We start from the raw sequence: 21,777 nt of genomic DNA, 5'->3' as shown, positions 1-21,777 counted from the left end.
AAGATGAATCATACTATACACATCACAGGGTTAGGTGCAGGTAGTTTGGAGCAATTGCCACTTGGGGTCTATCGGAAAATTCAGGAAACACCTACCGTATTCGTTCGAACAGTGGAACACCCTGTAATAGCTGAGTTAATGAAAGAAGGGAAGCATTTCATTAGCTTTGACCATATATATGAAAAGCATGATCAATTTGAAGGGGTATACGAGGAGATTGTTGACCAATTAATGGAGAAGGCCAAAAAGGAAGATATCGTATATGCCGTCCCGGGACATCCAATGGTTGCGGAAAAGACCATCCAATTATTGTTGGAAAAAGAAGAAGAAGGATCCGTTGTTATCCGGATAGAAGGAGGACAAAGTTTTCTTGATGCCCTATTTACGTCTGTGAAAGTGGACCCAATTGAAGGATTTCAATTATTGGATGGAACTGATTTAAAAAAAGAAGATATTAATATAAAACAACATGTTATCATTGCACAAGTATATGATGCTTTCATCGCTTCAGAAGTAAAGTTAACGTTAATGGAAAAATACCCAGATGACTACCCTGTCTATATTGTTACTGCAGCGGGGAGTATGGAAGAAAAGGTAACAAAGCTTCCGTTATATGAACTCGATCACAATATCAAGATCAATAACTTAACTTCGCTATATGTTCCACCCATTGATGATGAGGAATTATTATATAAAGAATTCCGCTCACTACGCCAAATTATTGCTGAATTGCGTGGACCAAATGGTTGTCCTTGGGATCAAAAACAAACACATCAATCATTGAAAAGATATTTAATTGAAGAATCATATGAGCTGATCCATGCTATTGATCAAGATGATATTGATAATATGATTGAGGAGTTAGGAGATGTATTGCTTCAGGTGATGCTTCACGCTCAAATAGGTGAAGATGATGGAATGTTTTCAATTGATGATGTGATTGAAAGTATATCAGCCAAAATGGTGAGAAGACATCCACATGTTTTTGGAGACCTTGAAGTGAGTAATGCGGATGAAGTTGTAAAGAATTGGGCTATCATTAAAGAGAGGGAGAAAGGAAGCACCGAAACATCGATCTTGGATAAAGTAATAAAAGGACAACCCGCCATCATGGTCGCACATGAGTATCAAAAAGCTTGTTCGAAAGTAGGATTTGATTGGGATCACGTTCAAGGCGCCTTAGATAAAGTATTGGAGGAATGGCAGGAATTTATTGTAGAAGCCCAAAATGGTCACAAAGAAAATCAAATCATGGAATTTGGAGACGTTCTATTTGCTCTTGTGAATGTTGCGAGATTTTACAACATTCACCCTGAGGAAGCTTTGATCAAGGTGAATCAGAAATTTTACCGAAGATTTTCTTACGTGGAAAAGAGGGTAAAAGAAAGTGGACGAGATTTTAAACAATTTACTTTAGAAGAGATGGATGAATTTTGGAATGAAGCAAAGAAAAAAGGGTTATAGAAAGGGAGAGTTTAATGGAATCAATGAGATTGGATAAGTATCTAAAGGTTTCAAGGTTAATCAAAAGAAGAACGTTAGCGAAGGAGGTCGCTGATCAAGGAAGGATTACGATAAATGGTGCGGTGGCAAAAGCGAGTTCTAATGTAAAAACAGGAGATGAACTTGTGATCCGTTTAGGACAAAGAATAACGACTTTAAGAGTGGAGCAACTTCAAGAAAGTACACGGAAAGAAGATGCGACACAAATGTTTACGATTTTAAAAGAAGAAAAAATATCCTAATAAAGATACAGAAAATCGTTTTGAAGTTTTTAAGGCGAAAAGATATGGCTTGTTCTATTCATTTTCCTCCTTGCATAAGTATTAACAAAGCTTGTACTCAAGGATTAGCGAGGGGATGAATAAAGTGAGTCAATATTATGAAACAAGTCAAAAAGGGTCTGGCCAACAAGATCATGATGTGGTTATGAGAGGGAGAAAAATCCTGGATATTACGGGAGTCAAGCAGGTCGAAAGTTTTGATAATGAAGAATTTCTCCTTGAAACAGTTATGGGATTTTTAGCGATACGGGGACAAAACCTACACATGAAAAATTTAGATGTCGACAAAGGAATCGTTTCCATTAAAGGGAGAATATTTGATTTAGTATATTTAGATGAGCAGCATGGGGAGAAGGCTAAAGGGTTCTTTAGCAAGTTATTTAGATGACTCTAACGACTCAATTCTCCACGATGCTTGCCATGATCGCAATGGGGGGCTTTTTTGGAGCCACGCTTGATACGTATAATCGATTTCTGAAGAGAAGTATGAGGAAACGATGGATTGTTTTTATTCATGACCTGTTATTCTGGATATTACAAGGGCTGATCATTTTTTATGTGCTGTTCCATGTGAATTATGGGGAAGTACGTTTATATATTTTCCTAGCTTTACTATGTGGCTTTGCAGCTTACCAGGCATTAGTAAAAGGTGTTTATTTGAAATTATTGGAAAGAATTATTTGGCTGACAATATCCTTTTATAAAATGTTAGTAGGTATTTTTATCATGCTTATTTATAACCCAATAAGAGGCACAATTCGCATGCTCATACGTCTCATCATTGCGGTTGGAAAAGGGATGTTGTCTCTTGCCAAGACCATTTTAAATGTATTATTATCGTGTATAAAGTTGCTAATGAAACCATTTTTATGGATATTACGTATAATATATGGTAAAATGCCAAAACGGTTTAAAATAACTGTCGAGAAGAATTTAGCAAAGATGGCAGGACTTTTTATAAAAATGAAGAATCTAATTATTAAATATAGAAATCGCTGGAAAAAGTAATCAAGGAGGATTGGGAATGGGTGTTTTGAAAAAGAAAAAAGTGACAACTTTAAATAATCCTTATATTCATTATCAAGAAAAAAAAGAGAAATTAAATGCTGAACATAAAAAGAAACTTGTTAGGCGGTTGTCAATTTTCGGAACCTTGGCATTAATGGTAATCGGTGTTATGGTTTCGACACTCATTTCCCAACATTCCCGTTTAGAGGCAAAAAAACAAGAAGAAGTAAGGCTTGAGAAATCGCTTGCTAAGTATAAGCAACAAGAGACTTTACTGAATGAAGAGTTAACAAAACTTAATGACGAAGAATACATTGCGAAGTTAGCACGCAAAGATTATTTCTTATCTGGCAAGGGGGAAGTTATTTTTAATATTCCTGAATCGAAGAACAAGGCGAAGAAAGATAAGGAGTCGTCATATTGACACTCTTTTTTTACGTTATATAATATAGAATAAGTTCGATATTTTTTAAGGAGGAACATTTTTTTTATGTCAATCGAAGTAGGCAGCAAGTTACAGGGAAAAGTAACAGGAATCACTAATTTTGGAGCGTTTGTTGAACTACCTGAAGGCTCAACAGGATTGGTTCATATCAGCGAGGTTGCTGACAATTATGTGAAAGACATTAATGATCATTTAAAAGTTGGCGACCAAGTTGAAGTTAAAGTCATCAATGTGGAAAAGGATGGAAAGATCGGTCTGTCTATCCGTAAAGCGAAGGATCAACCACGTCAATCCAGACCACACTCACAGCGCCCACGTCATAAAGGAAATGACCAACGTAACAACAAAGAAAATTTTGAACAAAAAATGGCACGTTTCCTTAAGGAAAGCGAAGATCGTTTATCATCTTTAAAGCGTCATACTGAATCTAGACGTGGTGGTAGAGGTGCTAGAAGAGGCTAACTTGCTGTCTATTTGCATATAGCCATTAGGTTTTCTAGCCAAAATTTCATATTATTTTTGCTTATCATAAAGAGTTGTTATCCATAACAACTCTTTTTGTCATTTTTTGAATGTTGTCCACGTCTAGCGAATTTCTCCGTTTTCTTCCTCCGATAAGTCAACATCAGCTCGAGAAGGGCCTCGCTGTGTTTCCTTTATCTCAGTTTAAACTTGCGAAATCCGTACGCCGATGAGCATGCGTTTTCGCATTTGTGTAAGCAGAACAAAAAATAGACTGAGTAAGAACCGCTTGGATCCTTTTACAGTCTATTTTTTAAGCCAATGACCCGTACGGGATTCGAACCCGTGTTACCGCCGTGAAAGGGCGGTGTCTTAACCGCTTGACCAACGGGCCTCTTTGTATTTACTATAGCGGCGGAGGGGATCGAACCCCCGACCTCACGGGTATGAACCGTACGCTCTAGCCAGCTGAGCTACACCGCCATCTTATTATTTTTTTAAAACACAAATTTTATATTACAGCGACAGAGTTTGAAAGTCAATCTATTTATTGTCTTCTTTTTTATGTCATTCTCTCTATAAACAATGATTGTAGGCAAGCTGCTTTTACAAAACGATACGAAATTTGCAGTATAAAAGTAGGTTCGATTCGATTTATGTCATGTCTTTGTTTCCTTTTCTACCTTTACGCTGAAAATAGTCGAACTTTTCTTTAGGATAGCCTTCCCTTTTTGACAAAGTTTGTGAAAAGGACAAGCTATAATAATGAACAACGATTAAGAATGGGGAGTGTGTAATAGATGGAGAGAGTTGAACAAAATTTAATGGAACCGGTAAGTAATGTCAATTTGGAGAATACAAAAGTAGAAGTCTCGAGGGGATTAAGAAGGCTTTCTTTTAAGTTAGAGAGTTTATTGATCCAGCAGGGCTTTGCTTTATTCTTAATAGGCTTTCTTTTAGGTAGAGCATTAATCTTGTCACATTTAACACCATTTGCATTGCCATTCTTTGCGGCCGTATACATGATCCGTCGCGATCGCGCACCAATAGCTTTAATTGGGCTTTTAGCAGGTTCACTTACACTATCATTAGAAAATATTACTTATACATTTTCAATCACGATTCTCTTTTTAATTAGCTATAGGTTGTCGTCAAAATACTTTCAAAAGGCGGAATTGAGGGCTTTGCCGTTTTTTGTTTTATTTACGACATTGACGGTAAAGCTTCTATTCATTTATGTCCAACATAACCAAATCATCACAACCTATGATTTACTTATGGCCGGAGTTGAAGCAGGTTTAACTTTTATACTTACTTTAATCTTTATGCAGAGCATCCCACTTTTATCCTTCAATAAACGAAAAAGAACGCTAAAAACAGAAGAGATTGTGAGTTTAGTTATTTTATTAGCTTCTGTTATGACAGGGACGATTGGGTGGTCTTTATATGGATTGTCCGTAGAGCATATTTTTTCAAGATACTTAGTATTAGTGTTTGCTTTTATTGCGGGTGCCTCTGTCGGATCGACAGTTGGGGTGGTAACGGGTTTAATCTTTAGTCTTGCCAATGTTTCTAGTTTTTATCAAATGAGTTTACTTGCTTTTGCGGGTTTGCTAGGAGGGCTTCTTAGGGAAGGAAAGAAAGTAGGGACAGCTTTGGGGTTAATTGTTGCTACCTTGTTAATTGGAATGTATGGGGAAGCAGAGGGCTCCTTAACACAGTCTTTATACGAATCGGCTGCTGCGATGTTTTTTTTACTTTTAACCCCTCGGTCCTTAACGGGTAAATTAGCGAAGCATATACCTGGAACTGTAGAACATTCAAATGAACAACAACAGTATTTAAGAAAGATGCGGGATGTGACGTCCAATCGAGTGGAACAATTTGCCTCTGTCTTTAAAGCTCTCTCAAACAGCTTTCTGAAAATGCATAACGGGAATGAAGAGGATGTAGAGCAACGGGAATTAGATTACTTCTTAAGTAATGTGACAGAGAAGACATGTCAAACATGTTTCAAAAAAGAACAATGTTGGGCAAAGAACTTTCACCAAACATATGAAATGATGGAAAACATCGTCTACGAGGTAGATCATGGGAACCCTAACTTATCTCAAAGAATGTCACGAGAATTGGAGAAAAACTGTGTGAAAGGTCAAAGGGTGCAAGAAGCAATTCGTCAAGAATTAACCCATTATCAAGCAAACCTTAAATTAAAAAAACAAGTGTATGAAAGTAGAAAACTTGTGGCAGATCAACTTCTTGGTGTTTCGAAAGTAATGGGGGATTTTGCAATGGAAATCCAACGGGAACGTGAGAACCATTATAGCCAAGAAGAACAAATATTTGAGGCAATGAAAATCTTTGACATTGAAGTGGAAAATGTGGAAATTTATAGTTTGCAAGAAGGGAATGTCGATATTGATATGGTCATTCCGTATACATCGGGACATGGTGAGTGTGAAAAATTAGTGGCCCCGATGTTGTCAGATATATTAGGTGAAACGATTGTTGTTCAAAAGGAAGAACATGCAGGATTTCCAGGAGGGTATTGTCACGCCACCTTTCGCTCAGCTAAAGCTTATGTGGTGGAGTCTGGAGTAGCCCATGCTGCAAAGGGTGGGGGATTAGTTTCTGGAGATAGCTATTCAACGATTGATTTAGGGTCCGGAAAATATGCTGTAGCCATAAGTGATGGGATGGGGAACGGTGAAAGAGCACATCGTGAAAGCAATGAAACTTTAAGCTTACTACAAAAAATTTTAAAATCTGGAATTGAAGAAAAGGTCGCAATTAAATCTGTTAATTCCATCTTGGCACTTCGAACAACAGATGAAATTTTCTCTACATTAGATTTAGCGATTATTGATTTACAGGATGCCACATCTAAATATTTGAAGATTGGCTCGACTCCGAGTTTTATTAAAAGAGGGGATAAAATTATTAAAGTAGAGGCAAGTAATTTACCGATCGGAATTTTACACGACGTGGAGGTTGATGTTGTAACTGAGCAACTGAAAGCAGGTGATTTGCTCATTATGATGAGCGATGGCATTTTTGAAGGACCGAAACATGTGGAAAATTATGATGTATGGATGAAGAGGAAGATTAGTGAAATAGAAACGTCTGATCCACAGGAAGTAGCAGATTTACTGATGGAAGAAGTGATTCGCACAAGATCTGGTGAAATTGAAGATGATATGACCGTGGTTGTGGTAAAAATTCAACATAATCTGCCTAAATGGGCAAGTATCCCCGTCTCAAAATATAAAAAGGAAAAACAGGTCTCCTAATCTTGTGAAAAAAACAGACGGAATAGTATAAATCCCCTCCAATTCGGCGATGATGGGAACAATCATACATTTGGAGGGGAGCTTTATGAAAACAGGTACGATCAAGCAAATTTTATTAATAACAGATGGATGTTCAAACTATGGTGATGATCCAATTGCAATGGCGACTCTAGCAAATGAACAAGGGATAGCGGTGAATGTTATAGGGGTTATGGAACAAGATGTGATGGATCAAAAAAGTATGCAGGAAATTGAGGGGATTGCTGCATCAGGAGGTGGAGTCAGCCAGATCGTCTATGCAAAGCAGCTTTCGCAAACCGTACAGATGGTGACAAGAAAAGCAATGACACAAACACTCCAAGGCGTAGTGAATAAACAGTTAAAAGAAATTTTAGGGAATGACATGACGATTGAGGAATTACCACCTGACAAACGTGGTGAAGTTGTCGAAGTAGTAGATGAATTAGGAGAAACAGCGAATTTACAAGTGCTTATTTTAGTTGATACAAGTGCAAGTATGAAGCATAAACTTCCGACAGTTAAAGAAGCACTCTTAGATCTTTCATTAAGTATGAATGCGCGAATGGGAAATAATTTATTTTCCGTCTATGCCTTTCCAGGGAATAAAAAAGATGTGGAGAAGCTATTAGATTGGACTCCCAAGCTTGAGTCTTTAACGAGTGTATTTTCCAAACTTACTCCTGGGGGAATTACACCAACAGGTCCAGCCATTCAGGAGGCTATCGTCCAATTTAATAAAAAACGTTCAATAAGGGGTCTGCTATCACGTGATGATGAATTCTTTGAAGAATCAGTATAAGTTACCTATTGGGACAGTCTTACGTGGAAAATGGCATCAACATCAGTATAAAATTATAAAGGAACTTGGATTTGGAGCAAATGGGATTGTCTACTTAGTTCAAAGTTCAAACGGATATGCGGCCTTAAAAATGAGTCCTAACAGTTTATCCATTATAACGGAAGTAAATGTATTAAAAGCTTTTTCGAAGGTCCAAGGGTCTGCCCTCGGACCTTCTTTATTGGATGTAGATGATTGGCAGTGGAAAGGAGAATTAGTTCCTTTTTATGTTATGGAATATATACATGGTCGTGATCTTTTATCCTTTGTCCGAGTGAAGGGGTGCTCTTGGATTGGTGTGTTATTAAGCCAATTATTAAGTGATTTACAAAGCTTGCATGAAGAAGGATGGGTGTTTGGGGACTTAAAACCAGAAAACCTAATTGTGACTGAAAACCCAAACAGAATTCGCTGTATTGATGTTGGAGGGACAACGATCAAAGGAAGAGCGATTAAAGAGTTTACCGAGTTTTTTGATCGGGGATACTGGGGATTAGGATCAAGGAAGGCTGAGCCAACATATGATTTATTTGCCGTGTCAATGATCGCTATCAATCTCGCCTACCCGAAAAGATTCGACAAACACCATCAAGGAGATAGTTTGTCACAACTAGTTCAATCCATCAGGCAAAAACAAGAACTAACAAAGATAGAGCCCGTACTCATTAAAGCATTACAAGGACAATATAAAAGTGCATCTGAAATGAGAAGAGAATTACTTCACTGTTTATCCTACTCAAGAATAAGTAAAAGAAAAAAAGAAAAGCAAAAGAAACAGCCAATGAACCAAAAAATAAATAAAAACAATACAACAAGCAAACAATTAAGAAAGAGAAAAAAGAAAGGCAAAAAATTAGAAACCCTCATCATTATCCTAACAGTCGCCCTATTATATACACTATACATCCTCGGACAATTAATTTAAGAACGAAAAGCGGAGGCGACTGTCCAGCGGCGACAAGCAATTGACAAGATCCGCAAGAGGGAGCTCTTTACCCTCTGAAGGAGCTTGGCAATTGACCTCGAGCCGCTAGGAGCCGCAGCTAGACAAGAAAAGCGGAGGCGACTGTCCAGCGGCGACAAGCAATTGACAAGATCCGCAAGAGGGAGCTCTTCACCCTCTGAAGGAGCTTGGCAATTGACCTCGAGCCGCTAGGAGTCAGTCGCTGTCCACCAACAACTAGGTCAGATTGTTGCAGGATATTGGAGATATGAAGAGGGAAATGATACTATATATCATATTATTAATAATATGTTTTTTAGGAAGAGGAACCTGATGTTGGATTATGAAAGAAAAGTGAAAGAATTCATTGAACGCCATCAAATAATTAAACAAGGGGACAGGATTGTCGTAGGCGTTTCGGGGGGACCTGATTCTTTATCCCTTCTCCATTATTTAGCGAAAAGACAGGAGCGATATCAAATTCGTGTATACGCTGCTCATCTTGATCATATGTTTCGTGGGCAACAATCCTATGAAGAATTACAATTTGTAAGAAATTTTTGCGAGGATTTGCATATACCTTATGTATGCGACCGGATAGATGTATCCTCTTATATGGAGGAAAGTGGGACAGGTTTGCAAGAAGGAGCTAGAAAGGTGAGATATCAATTTTTAAAAGAGGTAATGAATCACTTTTCTGCCAATAAATTAGCGCTTGGTCACCATGGTGACGATCAGGTTGAGACCATTCTTATGCGACTTACCAGGGGGAGTAGCGGAAAGGGAAGATCTGGAATCCCTTATAGACGGAATTTCCATCAAGGAGAAATCATTCGTCCATTATTATCTTTAACAAAGGAAATGATTGAAGAGTATTGTGCTCATTTCAACTTGGATCCAAGGAGAGACCCAAGTAACTCGAAAGGAGATTATACTCGGAACCGGTTTAGATTAAAAGTCCTTCCATTTTTAAAAGGTGAAAATGGTAAAGTTCATGAACATTTTCAACGATTTAGTGAGGAAATTTTAGAAGATGAGATGTTTTTGCAGGAATTAACACGACAAAAAATGAATAATGTATGGGAAAAGAATGAAGAATCAATTCAACTGCAGGTAGAAGCTTTTCAAGCAATGCCTTTGCCTTTACAAAGAAGGGGGATTCAACTAATATTAAACTATCTGTATAAGGGCAATCCCTTGTACACATCCATACATATTCAGCAAATTTTGAAATTCATAATGAGTGATCATCCATCTGGTCATTTAGATTTACCAGATGGCTTAAAGGTAGTGAAAAGCTACCAGACCTGTCAATTTACATTTGAGACTCATGAATCACAACGATATGAATACACCCTTCATCTAGGTGAACAGGTTACACTTCCGAATGGAGATCTTTTCTCTTTGCAAATAAGCACTAACTTTGTTGACACACATCATGCTGAAATATTCCTAATTGATGAGAAAAAAGTAGACTTACCGCTTATTATTCGCACAAGGAAGCAAGGAGATCGAATCCAATTAAAAGGATCCTCCCATTCGAAAAAAATAAAAAAATTATTCATCGATTTGAAGATTCCTTTAAATTTACGGAATGAGTGGCCGATTATAACAGATAATAAAGGAAAAGTATTATGGGTTCCAAATATCAAAAAATCTAATGACGAACGTACATGGGAAGATCCTCATGGAATGATATTAGTTTATAAAAAGCAATCTTCTTCTAGGGGGCAAACAAATTGTTAAACCAAGACATCGAAAGGGTATTATTTACAGAGGAACAAATTCAAGAAAAAATTCGTGAAATGGCTTCGTCCTTAACGAAGGAATATCAAGGTCGCTTCCCGCTTGCTATTGGAGTATTAAAAGGTGCAATGCCTTTTATGGCGGATTTACTGAAGCGAGTCGATACATATCTTGAAATGGATTTTATGGATGTTTCAAGCTATGGTTCAAAAACTACCTCTTCTGGAGAAGTAAAGATCGTTAAAGATTTAGATACATCTGTTGAAGGAAGAGATATTTTGATTGTAGAGGATATCATTGATAGCGGATTAACTTTAAGCTATTTAGTGGATCTGATGCATTATCGAAAAGCTAATTCCATTAAAATTATCACATTATTAGATAAGCCATCGGGAAGAAAAGCTGATTTGAAACCAGACTACGTTGGCTTTATCTGCCCGCATGAATTTGTCGTTGGGTATGGTTTAGATTACGCTGAAAAATATCGGAATTTACCGTATATCGGTGTACTAAAACCAGAAATTTACACGGGTAATGGAAGTAAATAACTAAAAAGGACTGCTGTTATGAAAGTTGTGTTGAAAACCAGCCCAAATGGTTGTAATTCCAAGTTTTTCTATGATACTATTGAATATAGTTTTTTTACCGTGGGAGGAGGTAAGGAATGAATCGGATTTTTCGCTACACCATATTTTACTTGCTAGTTTTTCTAGTTATCATTGGTGTTGTTAGTTATTTCAATAATAACAACGAACCAACGGATAATCTTACTTATAATCAGTTTGTTACCCATTTAGAGAAAGATGAAGTAAAAACGTTTTCCATGCAGCCAGAAAGAGGAGTATATGAAGTTAGGGGCCAATTAAAAGGAGCGGAAGAGGGGAAATACTTTCGGACTTATGTAATGAATAGTGATCCCCTATTAGCTCGAATTGATGAGGCTGCTAAAACTTCAAAAGTTGAGGTACTTCCTGCAAAAGAAACAAGTGGTTGGGTTTCTTTCTTTACAACCATTATCCCGTTTCTCATTATTTTCATCCTTTTCTTCTTCTTGTTGAATCAGGCACAAGGTGGCGGTAGCCGTGTCATGAATTTCGGCAAAAGTAAAGCGAGACTTTACAATGATGAAAAGAAAAAGGTTCGCTTTAAAGATGTTGCAGGGGCTGATGAAGAGAAACAGGAATTAGTTGAAGTCGTTGAATTTTTAAAGGATCCGCGAAAATTCTCTGAACTTGGTGCACGGATTCCAAAAGGGGTTTTATTAGTTGGGCCTCCAGGTACAGGGAAAACTTTACTTGCACGAGCTGTTGCAGGCGAAGCGGGTGTTCCATTCTTCTCCATTAGTGGTTCTGACTTCGTTGAAATGTTTGTCGGTGTCGGTGCATCACGTGTTCGTGATCTATTTGAGAACGCGAAGAAAAATGCCCCATGTATTATTTTTATTGACGAAATTGATGCGGTAGGTCGTCAACGTGGAGCAGGCCTAGGTGGAGGACATGATGAACGTGAACAAACATTGAACCAATTGCTAGTCGAAATGGATGGTTTTAGTTCGAATGAAGGGATTATTATTGTGGCTGCGACGAACCGTCCTGATATCTTGGATCCTGCTTTATTACGTCCTGGTCGTTTTGACCGTCAAATCACAGTGGATCGTCCTGATGTGAATGGTCGTGAAGCGGTGTTAAGAGTTCACGCTCGTAATAAACCGTTAGATGGATCTGTTGATTTGAAAGCTATTGCCATGAGGACTCCAGGCTTCTCAGGAGCTGATTTAGAAAACTTACTCAATGAGGCAGCTTTAGTAGCAGCTCGTCAAAATAAAAAATCGATTGATATGCGTGATATCGATGAAGCAACTGACAGGGTCATTGCAGGTCCTGCTAAGAAAAGCCGCGTCATCTCAGAAAAGGAAAGAAAAATTGTTGCTTTTCATGAAGCGGGACATACTATTATCGGGATCGTACTTGATGAGGCCGAAATGGTGCATAAGGTTACGATCGTCCCTCGTGGTCAAGCAGGCGGATATGCTGTTATGCTTCCGAAAGAAGATCGTTATTTCATGACCAAACCAGAATTGCTTGATAAGATTACCGGTTTATTAGGTGGTCGTGTGGCAGAGGAGATTATCTTCGGAGAAGTTTCCACTGGAGCACATAATGACTTCCAAAGAGCAACTGGAATTGCGCGTAGAATGGTGACAGAATTTGGAATGAGTGATAAATTAGGTCCACTTCAATTCGGTCAATCACAAGGTGGTCAAGTGTTCCTTGGTCGTGATTTAAATAATGAACAGAACTATTCTGATGCGATTGCATACGAAATTGATCTTGAAATCCAACGATTCATTAAAGATTGCTACGAACGTGCGAAAGATATTTTAACAAAACATCGTGATAAGCTTGAGCTTGTAGCAACTACTTTATTAGATGTTGAAACTCTAGATGCACAACAAATTAAGCACTTAATTGACCATGGCAAATTACCGGAACGTAAATACGCTACAGATGAAAAGGCGCCAACGTCAAAAACTGAATCAGTTGACAACCTTCGAGTAAATTTTCAAAAGAAAGAAGAACATTTAACACCAACTGATGAATCAACACCAAATGAAGTGAATCAACAAAACAAAGACGAAGATCTTAATAAATAAAAATCTTCAAAAGGAAAAAGCTGTTCCAAGTCCAATGGGACAGCTTTTTCCTCGTCTTAAAAACAAATCCTTATACTATAACAACCCCGAATGAAGTTTCACATTATGAGACAAAGTAAAAACAAATTCACTTGCAAAGATCATATATGTTATGATGTTTTGTAAGAAAAGCGGAGGCGACTGCCCAGCGGCGACAAGCAATTGACAAGATCCGTAAGAGGGAGTTCTTTACCCTCTGAAGGAGCTTGACAATTGACCTCGAGCCGCTAGGAGCCGCAGCTGGATCAAAGAAAAGCGGAGGCGACTGCCCAGCGGCGACAAGCAATTGACAAGATCCGTAAGAGGGAGCTCTTTCCCCTCTGAAGGAGCTTGCCAATTGACCTCGAGCCGCTAGGAGCCGTAGCTGGATCAAAGAAAAGCGGAGGCGACTGTGCAGAAATCATGGGGTAGCAATAGCTCATCATTTCGATTCAGTGCGTTTTGAAAAAGTCTTAATAAAAAGTGGTGAGTACATTGATCTTTGTGTTAGATGTAGGGAATACGAATACTGTTTTAGGGGTATATGACGGTGAAAAATTGAAATTCCATTGGCGAATTGAGACGAGTAGACATAAGACAGAAGATGAGTTTGGCATGTTAATTAAAGACCTTTTTCAACATGTTGATCTTTCTTTAAGTGAAATTAACGGTATCATTATATCTTCAGTCGTTCCACCCATTATGTTTTCACTAGAGAGAATGTGTCATAAGTACTTTCATGTTAAACCGTTAATTGTTGGGCCAGGGATGAAAACGGGGTTAAATATAAAATACGAAAACCCGCGTGAAGTGGGGGCGGATCGAATTGTAAATGCGGTTGCAGGCATTCATGACTATGGTAGTCCGCTCATTATTGTTGATTTTGGTACAGCAACTACATATTGTTTTATTAATGAACATGGTCAATATATGGGGGGAGCTATTGCCCCGGGAATAAATATATCAACTGAAGCACTATATTCGAAAGCGGCCAAATTGCCTCGTATTGAAATTGCCCGTCCTGACCATATTATAGGGAAAAATACTGTTGCAGCGATGCAAGCAGGGATATTATATGGGTATGTAGGACAAGTTGATGGAATCGTAAAGCGTATGAAAGCATACAGTAAAATAGAACCAACCGTGATTGCGACGGGAGGACTAGCCCCGTTAATTTCCGAGGAAACCATTCATATCGATGTCGTAGATCCGTTTTTAACACTAAAGGGGTTAAAACTAATATACGAGCGCAACAAGGAGTAGGAAGGAGATTGAAATGGGCGATTATTTAATTAAAGCTTTAGCCTATGATGGGAAAGTTCGTGCCTATGCGGCGAATACAACGGATACCATCCATGAGGCACAGAAAAGACATTATACTTGGCCAACAGCTTCTGCTGCTTTAGGAAGAGCGATGACAGCAAGTGTTATGATGGGAGCCATGTTAAAAGGAGAGGACAAAATTACCGTAAAGATTGAAGGGGACGGTCCGATCGGGGTCATTCTTGTTGATAGTAATGCAAAAGGGGAAGTGCGTGGATATGTAACAAACCCACAGACCCATTTTGATTTAAACGAAAGTGGCAAATTAGATGTCCGTCGCGCTGTAGGGACGTCTGGTACATTAACAGTTGTCAAAGATATTGGACTTAAAGAGAATTTTTCGGGGCAAGTTCCACTTGTTTCAGGAGAGCTTGGTGAGGATTTTACTTATTACTTTGCTGTTTCTGAGCAAGTACCTTCATCTGTTGGTGTCGGGGTTCTTGTGAATCCAGACAACTCGGTTCTTGCTTCAGGGGGATTTATCATCCAGCTAATGCCTGGGACGGATGAAGAAACGATCGGGGCTATTGAAAAAAGACTGAAAGAAATTCCTCCGATTTCTAAGCTAATTCAGCAAGGTTTAACGCCAGAAGAGATTTTAGCTGAAATTTTAGGAAAAGAAAATGTGAAAATATTAGAAACAGTCCCCGTGTCGTTTAAGTGTAACTGTTCCAAAGAAAGGTTTTCAAAGGCAATCATCAGCTTTGGAAAACAAGAAATACAAGATATGATCGATGAAGATGGACAAGCAGAAGCTCAATGTCATTTTTGTAATGAAAAATATTTATTCACAAAAGATGAACTTGAAGAGTTGAAAAAAGAAGCCTAAAGGAACTCGGTGTAGAAAATATCCCCTATTTTAGGGAAGTCATACCATATAAAGTGAAACTTCATTCAGTGGGGGATGAAGCCCCACTGAATGTTAGTTGAACTTATCGGACCTTTAGAGGCCGTGATCCTCCACCTATTTTCTTTGTTTCCAAATCATTTTGAGGTGGTGGTTTACTGCCCGTTTAGGTGGGATAAATGAATCAGGATAGAATATGTTCTAATCAATATATACCTTTTCGTCTAATCACCAAGTAGGTGAAACGACTGCTTTTAGAAAACTGCAAGAACCTTCCCTGTGAGAATGTTTTTGCAGTTTTTTTATAAAAAGAACTCTGAAATAATTGACAACTAACGGGAAAATTGTTAAATTCATAATATACCAATAAAAATACTAGGATTTGGGGTGGTTGTATGGTACGTGTAGCTAATTCAATTGCAGAGTTAGTCGGGAATACGCCAATTGTAAAATTAAACAGAGTCGTCGAAGAGAATAGTGCAGATGTGTATTTGAAATTAGAATATATGAACCCAGGAAGCAGTGTTAAGGACCGAATCGCTTTGGCCATGATCGAAGCAGCTGAAAAAGATGGGTCATTAAAACCAGGTGGAACGATTATTGAACCTACATCTGGAAATACTGGTATTGGTTTAGCGATGATCGCGGCAGCTAAAGGATATAATGCTATTCTGGTCATGCCTGATACGATGAGTATAGAACGTCGTAATTTACTCCGAGCATATGGTGCTGAATTAGTCCTTACACCAGGGTCTGAAGGAATGAATGGTGCGATTCAAAAAGCTGAGGAGCTAGCGGAGGAAAACGGTTATTTTGTACCTCAGCAATTTGAAAATGAAGCGAACCCTGAAATACACAAACTTACAACAGGAAAAGAAATTGTAGAGCAAATGGGAGACCAACTAGATGGATTTATTTCAGGAATCGGTACTGGTGGAACGATTTCTGGAGCTGGGGAAATTTTAAAAGAAAAATATCCAAATATTAAAATCTATGCGGTTGAACCAGCTGGATCTCCTGTATTATCAGGTGGGAAACCAGGACCACATAAAATACAAGGAATTGGCGCTGGCTTTATCCCGAAAGTACTGAATACTGAACTATATGATGAAGTGATCAAAGTTGAAAATGATGATGCTTTTGAAACAGCACGTAAGGTAGCAAAAACGGAAGGAGTTCTTGGTGGAATTTCATCAGGTGCTGCCATTTGGGCTGCTTTAGAAGTGGCGAAAAAGCTTGGCAAAGGCAAAAAGGTATTGGCGATTATTCCAAGTAATGGAGAACGCTATTTAAGTACACCTTTATATAAATTTGATGAGGAATAATAGTTAAGTTAAATGGGTGAGCTAGTAACTAGGCTTACCTTTTTTTATTTTTTTAGGAAACTATAAACGTCGATAATCAAGGCGCTTTCGCTTTTGATCGTCTAGCGAATTTCTCCGTCTTCTCCCTACGATAAGTCAACATCAGCTCGTGAAGAACCTCGCTGTGTTTCCTATATCTCAGTCTAAACTTAAGAAATCCGTACGCCGATGGTCAAGGCGCTTTCGCTTTTGTTCTTTTGCAGTAGTGAGCCTTGTAATGGACAAGTTTTGTAGCCGAATGATGGTTTCAAAGAGGATATCGTGTAAAATAGTGTTAGGAAAGGTGATGGTTACATGAAGGTGTCCGCAGGGAAATATAAGTTAAATTTTAATGAGAAGACATATATAATGGGGATCTTAAATGTTACTCCTGATTCTTTTTCAGATGGGGGGATGTATAATCAATCTGTAAAAGCGATAGAGCACGCTGAGCTTATGGTGAAACAGGGAGCCGATATCATTGACATAGGTGGTGAATCGACAAGACCGGGTCATACTCCTTTATCTGCGGAAGAAGAAATGGAGAGAATCATTCCCGTTATAAGCGAGATTTCCAGAAAGGTTGATGCTCCTATCTCGGTTGATACATATAAAGCGAAGTCGGCACAGGCTGCGGTAGAAGCGGGGGCCCATATGATTAATGATATATGGGGGGCAAAATATGACCCGGAAATTGCAAGTGTAGCAGCCAAGAAGCAGGTACCCATTATTTTAATGCATAACCGGAATAATATGGATTACAAAAATTTTATAAGAGATGTTTTAATAGACATATACGACAGTATTAATATTGCGAAAAAAGCAGGTGTTCAAGATGAACAAATTATTTTGGACCCCGGCATTGGCTTTGCGAAAACGATGGAACAAAACATAGAAATGATGCAAAACCTAGATAAACTTGTTGCATTAGGGTTTCCTGTCTTATTAGGAACGTCACGCAAGAGAGTGATTGGTCATGTGCTGGATCTGCCAGTCGAGGAGCGCATGGAAGGTACTGGTGCTACATGCTGCTACGGGATTGAAAAGGGATGCCACATTATGCGTGTCCATGATGTAAAGGCGATTAGTAGAATGGCGAAGATGATGGATGCTCTCGTTGGAAAGGGTGGGACTATTGGATAAAATATTTTTAGAGGGACTTGATTTTTATGGGTATCATGGTGTTTTTCCTGAAGAAAATAAATTAGGTCAGCGTTTTCGAGTAGATCTCACCTTGCATGCCCCTCTTAAAAAGGCAGGAAAAAGCGATGATTTAAAAAACTCCGTTAATTATGCGGATGTTTATGAAATAGCCAAAACGATGGTGGAAAAAAAGCAATTTAAGTTAATTGAAGCAGTCGCTGAGCATATTTCTTCAGAAATCCTTGCTACATTTTCCTCGGTTGAAAGCTGTACAGTGAAAGTAACGAAACCCAATCCGCCTATAGCAGGATGCTATCAATCTGTAGCAGTGGAAATAACGAGAGGGAGATAGTGATGTCCAATATTGCTTATTTATCCCTCGGAACGAATCTAGGTGACCGTATACTTTATTTCAAAAAAGCGGTTGAAAGAATTTCTCAAGAGGAAAATATTTTAATAAAGGCAAGTTCATCGATTTATGAAACAGATCCAGTTGGTTTTGTTAATCAAGGGAAGTTTTTAAATATAGTATTAAAAATTGAAACAGATTTAACAGCGGGTGATCTCCTCGATGTATGCATGGAAATTGAAAAAGAATTAGGGAGAATTCGATATTTTAAATGGGGACCAAGAACAATTGACCTTGACATTTTAATGTACAACCAAGAAAATATTGAAACAGAACGTTTAATTATTCCACATCCTAGAATGCATGAAAGAGCCTTTGTTCTTATTCCACTTTTAGAAATCGATCCATTAGTGAAACACCCTACATTAGGGATCCCTTTAATTGAACAATTAGAAACTATTCAAGATAAAGAAGGAGTTAAACTATGGAGACAGATAAATGGGGTAGACGTATTCGAGCTTTTCGAAAGTTGAAAGGCTTCACACAAGAAAAATTAGCGAATGAACTAGGTATATCAGTATCTGTATTAGGGGAAATTGAACGGGGAAACCGGCTTCCGACAGAGGATTTTTTGCAAAGAATTGCTGATTGCTTAAAAATCCGAGTAGAGGAGCTTACACCCGAAGACGAATAAAGAAAGGGTAGGTGAAGTAATGCTTAAAATTGGAAACATTGAAATGAAGAACCCGGTTGTCCTTGCACCGATGGCTGGAGTGTGTAACTCAGCTTTTCGTCTAACTGTGAAGGAATTTGGAGCTGGACTCGTTTGTGCAGAAATGGTCAGCGATAAAGGGATTATTTTTAAAAATGAAAAGACAATGAACATGCTTTATATAGATGAACGCGAAAAGCCGCTAAGCCTCCAAATTTTTGGAGGAGAAAAGAAAACATTAGTGGAAGCAGCACAATTTGTCGATCAAAATACGAATGCAGATATTATCGATATTAATATGGGATGCCCGGTTCCGAAAATTACAAAATGTGATGCAGGAGCTAAATGGTTATTGGACCCTAATAAAATATATGAAATGGTGGCGGCGGTAGTCGATGCCGTTGACAAACCGGTTACAGTCAAAATGCGTATGGGTTGGGATGAGGATCATATTTACGCGATTGAAAATGCACGTGCGGTTGAGCGAGCTGGAGGCCAAGCTGTGTCTTTACATGGGCGTACTCGTGTTCAAATGTATGAAGGAAAGGCGAATTGGGATATTATCCGTCAAGTGAAACAAGCTGTTAACATTCCTGTAATTGGGAATGGGGATGTTAAAACGCCACAAGATGCTCTCAGAATGCTCGAGGAAACTGGTAGTGATGGTGTAATGATAGGAAGAGCGGCACTAGGAAATCCGTGGATGATTTATCGTACCGTGAAATTCCTTGAGACTGGAGAATTAATGGGAGAACCTTCAGTTAGGGAAAAAATTGATGTTTGCATTCTCCATTTAGATCGCCTTATTTCGTTGAAAAATGAGCGGATTGCAGTGAGAGAAATGCGGAAACATGCTGCTTGGTATTTAAAAGGAATCCGTGGCAATGCCAAAGCACGAAATATGATTAATGAGTGTGAAACGAGAGAACAACTAGTTGATCTTTTAAATAATCTTGTTGAAGAAGTGGAAAAAAGGGAAACGGAATCACAAGTAGGATAATGTTGATTACTACTGCCAGGAAGGAAGACAGAAGACTGGCAGTATTTTGTTTACATACGAAAAGATCATGAGTTTTAATAATCTTATTAGTTTAGAGATGTCTAGACAAGAAAGATTGTGTACAATAATAAAGGTATATAATTGACATAGTCCAAAGACCTGAAAAAATTATAGGAGTGAACAGAGTAATGAGTCATGAAGAATTAAATGACCAATTGATTGTAAGACGGGATAAACTACAAGCATTATTAGCTAATGGAATAGATCCGTTCGGAAAAAGATTTGAACGCACACATGGTGTTAAAGACATTACATCTGAATATGAAGGATTGACAAAAGAGGATCTAGAAGAGAAAGAAGTTAAAGTAACGATTGCAGGTCGTATTATGACGAAACGCGGCAAAGGAAAAGCTGGATTTGCTCATATTCAAGATCTAACTGGACAAATTCAAATCTATGTAAGAAAAGATGCTGTAGGCGAAGAACAATATGATCTTTTTAAAACAGCTGACTTAGGAGATATTGTCGGTGTTAGTGGTACCGTTTTTAAGACAAAAGTCGGGGAATTATCCGTTAAAGCAAAGGACTTCCAATTATTAACGAAGTCTCTTCGCCCTTTACCAGATAAATTTCATGGATTAAAAGATGTAGAGCAACGCTACCGTCAAAGATATTTAGATTTAATCATGAACCCAGAAAGTAAAAACACATTTATTTCTAGAAGTAAGATTATCCAAGCGATGAGACGATATTTAGATGACCATGGCTATATTGAAGTGGAAACACCAATGATGCACTCAATCGCAGGTGGTGCTTCAGCTCGGCCATTTATTACTCATCATAATGCTTTAGATATGACTCTTTATATGAGAATTGCTATTGAATTACATTTGAAGAGATTGATTGTTGGTGGGCTTGAAAAAGTTTATGAGATTGGTCGAGTATTTAGAAATGAAGGGGTTTCAACACGACATAACCCTGAATTTACGATGATTGAGCTTTATGAAGCATATGCTGATTATCGTGATATTATGAATTTAACCGAAAATTTAGTCGCACATATCGCAAAAGAAGTTCTTGGATCGACAACCATCCAATATGGTGAATATACGGTTGAATTAGAACCTAAGTGGAGACGTCTTCACATGGTCGATGCGATCAAAGAATATGCAGGTGTTGACCTTTGGAAGGAAATGTCGGATGAAGAAATTCGACAAATTGCTAAAGAACATCAAGTTGAAATTACAGAACATATGACGTATGGACATATCGTAAATGAATTTTTCGAACAAAAAGTAGAGGAAAAGCTTATTCAGCCAACATTTATTTACGGTCATCCAGTTGAAATATCACCATTAGCTAAGAAAAATGAAGAAGACCCTAGATTCACAGATCGATTTGAATTGTTTATTGTTGGCCGTGAACATGCGAATGCATTTACAGAATTAAATGATCCAATCGATCAACGTGAACGGTTTGAGGCGCAACTCCGTGAAAGGGAACAAGGAAATGACGAAGCACATATGATGGATGAAGATTTCATCGAAGCTTTGGAGTATGGAATGCCCCCAACTGGTGGTTTAGGTATTGGGGTAGACCGTCTTGTTATGTTGCTAACGAATTCACCTTCAATCCGCGATGTTTTATTATTCCCGTTAATGCGACATAAAGATTAATTTTTTCTTCATGATTACTTTTTGAATCCTACATTTCTTGAATGCATTTACAAGAAATGTAGGATTTTTTATTTGTTATATCTCAACTTTCGCAGAGTGAAATCGACAAATAACCCTTGATATAACTAGGAAGGCCAGAGATCCACTGCTTAAGTTGACTTTGAATTAAATTTTTG

General features: G+C 38.2%; 21 protein-coding genes and 2 tRNA genes. 21 read left to right on the top strand and 2 right to left on the bottom strand.

What is annotated here, in order from left to right:
* Positions 1 to 3 precede the first annotated feature (3 nt).
* From yabN to J2S13_RS12930, 6 genes are all read left to right on the top strand, one after another.
* Entirely contained in the window at positions 4 to 1,464 is a 1,461-nt protein-coding gene (gene yabN, locus J2S13_RS12955) for a bifunctional methyltransferase/pyrophosphohydrolase YabN (protein WP_307258190.1), read from the top strand.
* A 23-nt stretch (positions 1,465 to 1,487) separates the two neighbouring features.
* Complete coding sequence (locus J2S13_RS12950) at positions 1,488 to 1,745, top strand: RNA-binding S4 domain-containing protein (protein WP_307258194.1); 258 nt, start codon at positions 1,488 to 1,490, stop codon at positions 1,743 to 1,745.
* A gap of 124 nt (positions 1,746 to 1,869) precedes the next feature.
* On the top strand, positions 1,870 to 2,172 hold the full coding sequence (gene yabP / locus J2S13_RS12945) for a sporulation protein YabP (protein ID WP_370874036.1): 303 nt from the start codon (positions 1,870 to 1,872) through the stop codon (positions 2,170 to 2,172).
* Complete coding sequence (gene yabQ, locus J2S13_RS12940) at positions 2,169 to 2,792, top strand: spore cortex biosynthesis protein YabQ (RefSeq protein ID WP_307258187.1); 624 nt, start codon at positions 2,169 to 2,171, stop codon at positions 2,790 to 2,792. The genes yabP and yabQ overlap by 4 nt, the downstream gene beginning before the upstream one ends.
* 16 nt (positions 2,793 to 2,808) lie before the next feature.
* A complete protein-coding gene (locus J2S13_RS12935; RefSeq protein ID WP_307258186.1) occupies positions 2,809 to 3,216 on the top strand; it encodes an FtsB family cell division protein in 408 nt (135 codons plus the stop codon).
* Positions 3,217 to 3,282: 66 nt separating this feature from the next.
* On the top strand, positions 3,283 to 3,699 hold the full coding sequence (locus J2S13_RS12930) for a S1 domain-containing RNA-binding protein (RefSeq protein ID WP_307258185.1): 417 nt from the start codon (positions 3,283 to 3,285) through the stop codon (positions 3,697 to 3,699).
* 322 nt (positions 3,700 to 4,021) lie between these two features.
* Here J2S13_RS12930 and J2S13_RS12925 read toward each other — a convergent pair.
* Positions 4,022 to 4,093 (bottom strand) — tRNA-Glu (locus J2S13_RS12925).
* Positions 4,094 to 4,108: 15 nt separating this feature from the next.
* Positions 4,109 to 4,182 (bottom strand) — tRNA-Met (locus J2S13_RS12920).
* A gap of 317 nt (positions 4,183 to 4,499) precedes the next feature.
* Between J2S13_RS12920 and spoIIE the strand changes: the two genes are divergently transcribed.
* From spoIIE to lysS, 15 genes are all read left to right on the top strand, one after another.
* The gene (gene spoIIE, locus J2S13_RS12915; RefSeq protein ID WP_307258184.1) at positions 4,500 to 6,989 is read left to right on the top strand and encodes a stage II sporulation protein E; all 2,490 of its coding nucleotides are present in this window, start codon (positions 4,500 to 4,502) and stop codon (positions 6,987 to 6,989) included.
* 85 nt (positions 6,990 to 7,074) lie between these two features.
* Entirely contained in the window at positions 7,075 to 7,809 is a 735-nt protein-coding gene (locus J2S13_RS12910) for a vWA domain-containing protein (protein ID WP_307258183.1), read from the top strand.
* Positions 7,778 to 8,773: a serine/threonine protein kinase PrkT gene (prkT, locus tag J2S13_RS12905; protein ID WP_307258182.1), complete on the top strand. Its 996-nt coding sequence runs from the start codon at positions 7,778 to 7,780 to the stop codon at positions 8,771 to 8,773. Before J2S13_RS12910 ends, prkT begins: the two co-directional genes overlap by 32 nt.
* Before the next feature lie 351 nt (positions 8,774 to 9,124).
* The gene (gene tilS / locus J2S13_RS12900; protein ID WP_307258181.1) at positions 9,125 to 10,537 is read left to right on the top strand and encodes a tRNA lysidine(34) synthetase TilS; all 1,413 of its coding nucleotides are present in this window, start codon (positions 9,125 to 9,127) and stop codon (positions 10,535 to 10,537) included.
* Positions 10,531 to 11,085 (top strand): hypoxanthine phosphoribosyltransferase, encoded by a 555-nt coding sequence (gene hpt / locus J2S13_RS12895; RefSeq protein WP_307258180.1) that lies wholly within the window; start codon positions 10,531 to 10,533, stop codon positions 11,083 to 11,085. Before tilS ends, hpt begins: the two co-directional genes overlap by 7 nt.
* Before the next feature lie 116 nt (positions 11,086 to 11,201).
* Positions 11,202 to 13,190 carry an ATP-dependent zinc metalloprotease FtsH gene (gene ftsH / locus J2S13_RS12890; protein ID WP_307258179.1) on the top strand — a complete coding sequence of 663 codons (1,989 nt, stop codon included), beginning with the start codon at positions 11,202 to 11,204 and terminating at the stop codon, positions 13,188 to 13,190.
* Positions 13,191 to 13,703: 513 nt separating this feature from the next.
* Positions 13,704 to 14,471 carry a type III pantothenate kinase gene (locus J2S13_RS12885; RefSeq protein WP_307258178.1) on the top strand — a complete coding sequence of 256 codons (768 nt, stop codon included), beginning with the start codon at positions 13,704 to 13,706 and terminating at the stop codon, positions 14,469 to 14,471.
* A 13-nt stretch (positions 14,472 to 14,484) separates the two neighbouring features.
* Positions 14,485 to 15,360 carry an Hsp33 family molecular chaperone HslO gene (gene hslO / locus J2S13_RS12880; protein ID WP_307258177.1) on the top strand — a complete coding sequence of 292 codons (876 nt, stop codon included), beginning with the start codon at positions 14,485 to 14,487 and terminating at the stop codon, positions 15,358 to 15,360.
* A gap of 413 nt (positions 15,361 to 15,773) precedes the next feature.
* Positions 15,774 to 16,703, top strand: coding sequence for a cysteine synthase A (cysK, locus tag J2S13_RS12875; RefSeq protein ID WP_307258176.1), 930 nt, complete (start codon positions 15,774 to 15,776; stop codon positions 16,701 to 16,703).
* 333 nt (positions 16,704 to 17,036) lie between these two features.
* Entirely contained in the window at positions 17,037 to 17,864 is an 828-nt protein-coding gene (gene folP / locus J2S13_RS12870; protein WP_307258175.1) for a dihydropteroate synthase, read from the top strand.
* Positions 17,857 to 18,216, top strand: a complete 360-nt coding sequence (folB, locus tag J2S13_RS12865) for a dihydroneopterin aldolase (protein ID WP_307258174.1) — start codon at positions 17,857 to 17,859, stop codon at positions 18,214 to 18,216. Before folP ends, folB begins: the two co-directional genes overlap by 8 nt.
* Positions 18,217 to 18,218: 2 nt before the next feature.
* Positions 18,219 to 18,746 (top strand): 2-amino-4-hydroxy-6-hydroxymethyldihydropteridine diphosphokinase, encoded by a 528-nt coding sequence (gene folK, locus J2S13_RS12860; RefSeq protein ID WP_307258173.1) that lies wholly within the window; start codon positions 18,219 to 18,221, stop codon positions 18,744 to 18,746.
* Positions 18,698 to 18,907: a helix-turn-helix domain-containing protein gene (locus tag J2S13_RS12855; protein WP_307258172.1), complete on the top strand. Its 210-nt coding sequence runs from the start codon at positions 18,698 to 18,700 to the stop codon at positions 18,905 to 18,907. The genes folK and J2S13_RS12855 overlap by 49 nt, the downstream gene beginning before the upstream one ends.
* Positions 18,908 to 18,926: 19 nt before the next feature.
* A complete protein-coding gene (gene dusB / locus J2S13_RS12850) occupies positions 18,927 to 19,925 on the top strand; it encodes a tRNA dihydrouridine synthase DusB (protein WP_307258171.1) in 999 nt (332 codons plus the stop codon).
* A 188-nt stretch (positions 19,926 to 20,113) separates the two neighbouring features.
* On the top strand, positions 20,114 to 21,601 hold the full coding sequence (lysS, locus tag J2S13_RS12845) for a lysine--tRNA ligase (RefSeq protein ID WP_307258170.1): 1,488 nt from the start codon (positions 20,114 to 20,116) through the stop codon (positions 21,599 to 21,601).
* Positions 21,602 to 21,777: the final 176 nt, after the last annotated feature.

Source organism: Oikeobacillus pervagus, assembly GCF_030813365.1.
In the GTDB taxonomy this organism is placed as follows: Bacteria; Bacillota; Bacilli; order Bacillales; family DSM-23947; genus Oikeobacillus; species Oikeobacillus pervagus.
Note: the sequence above shows the minus strand (reverse complement) of the source record. Positions and strands in the feature narration are given on the sequence as shown.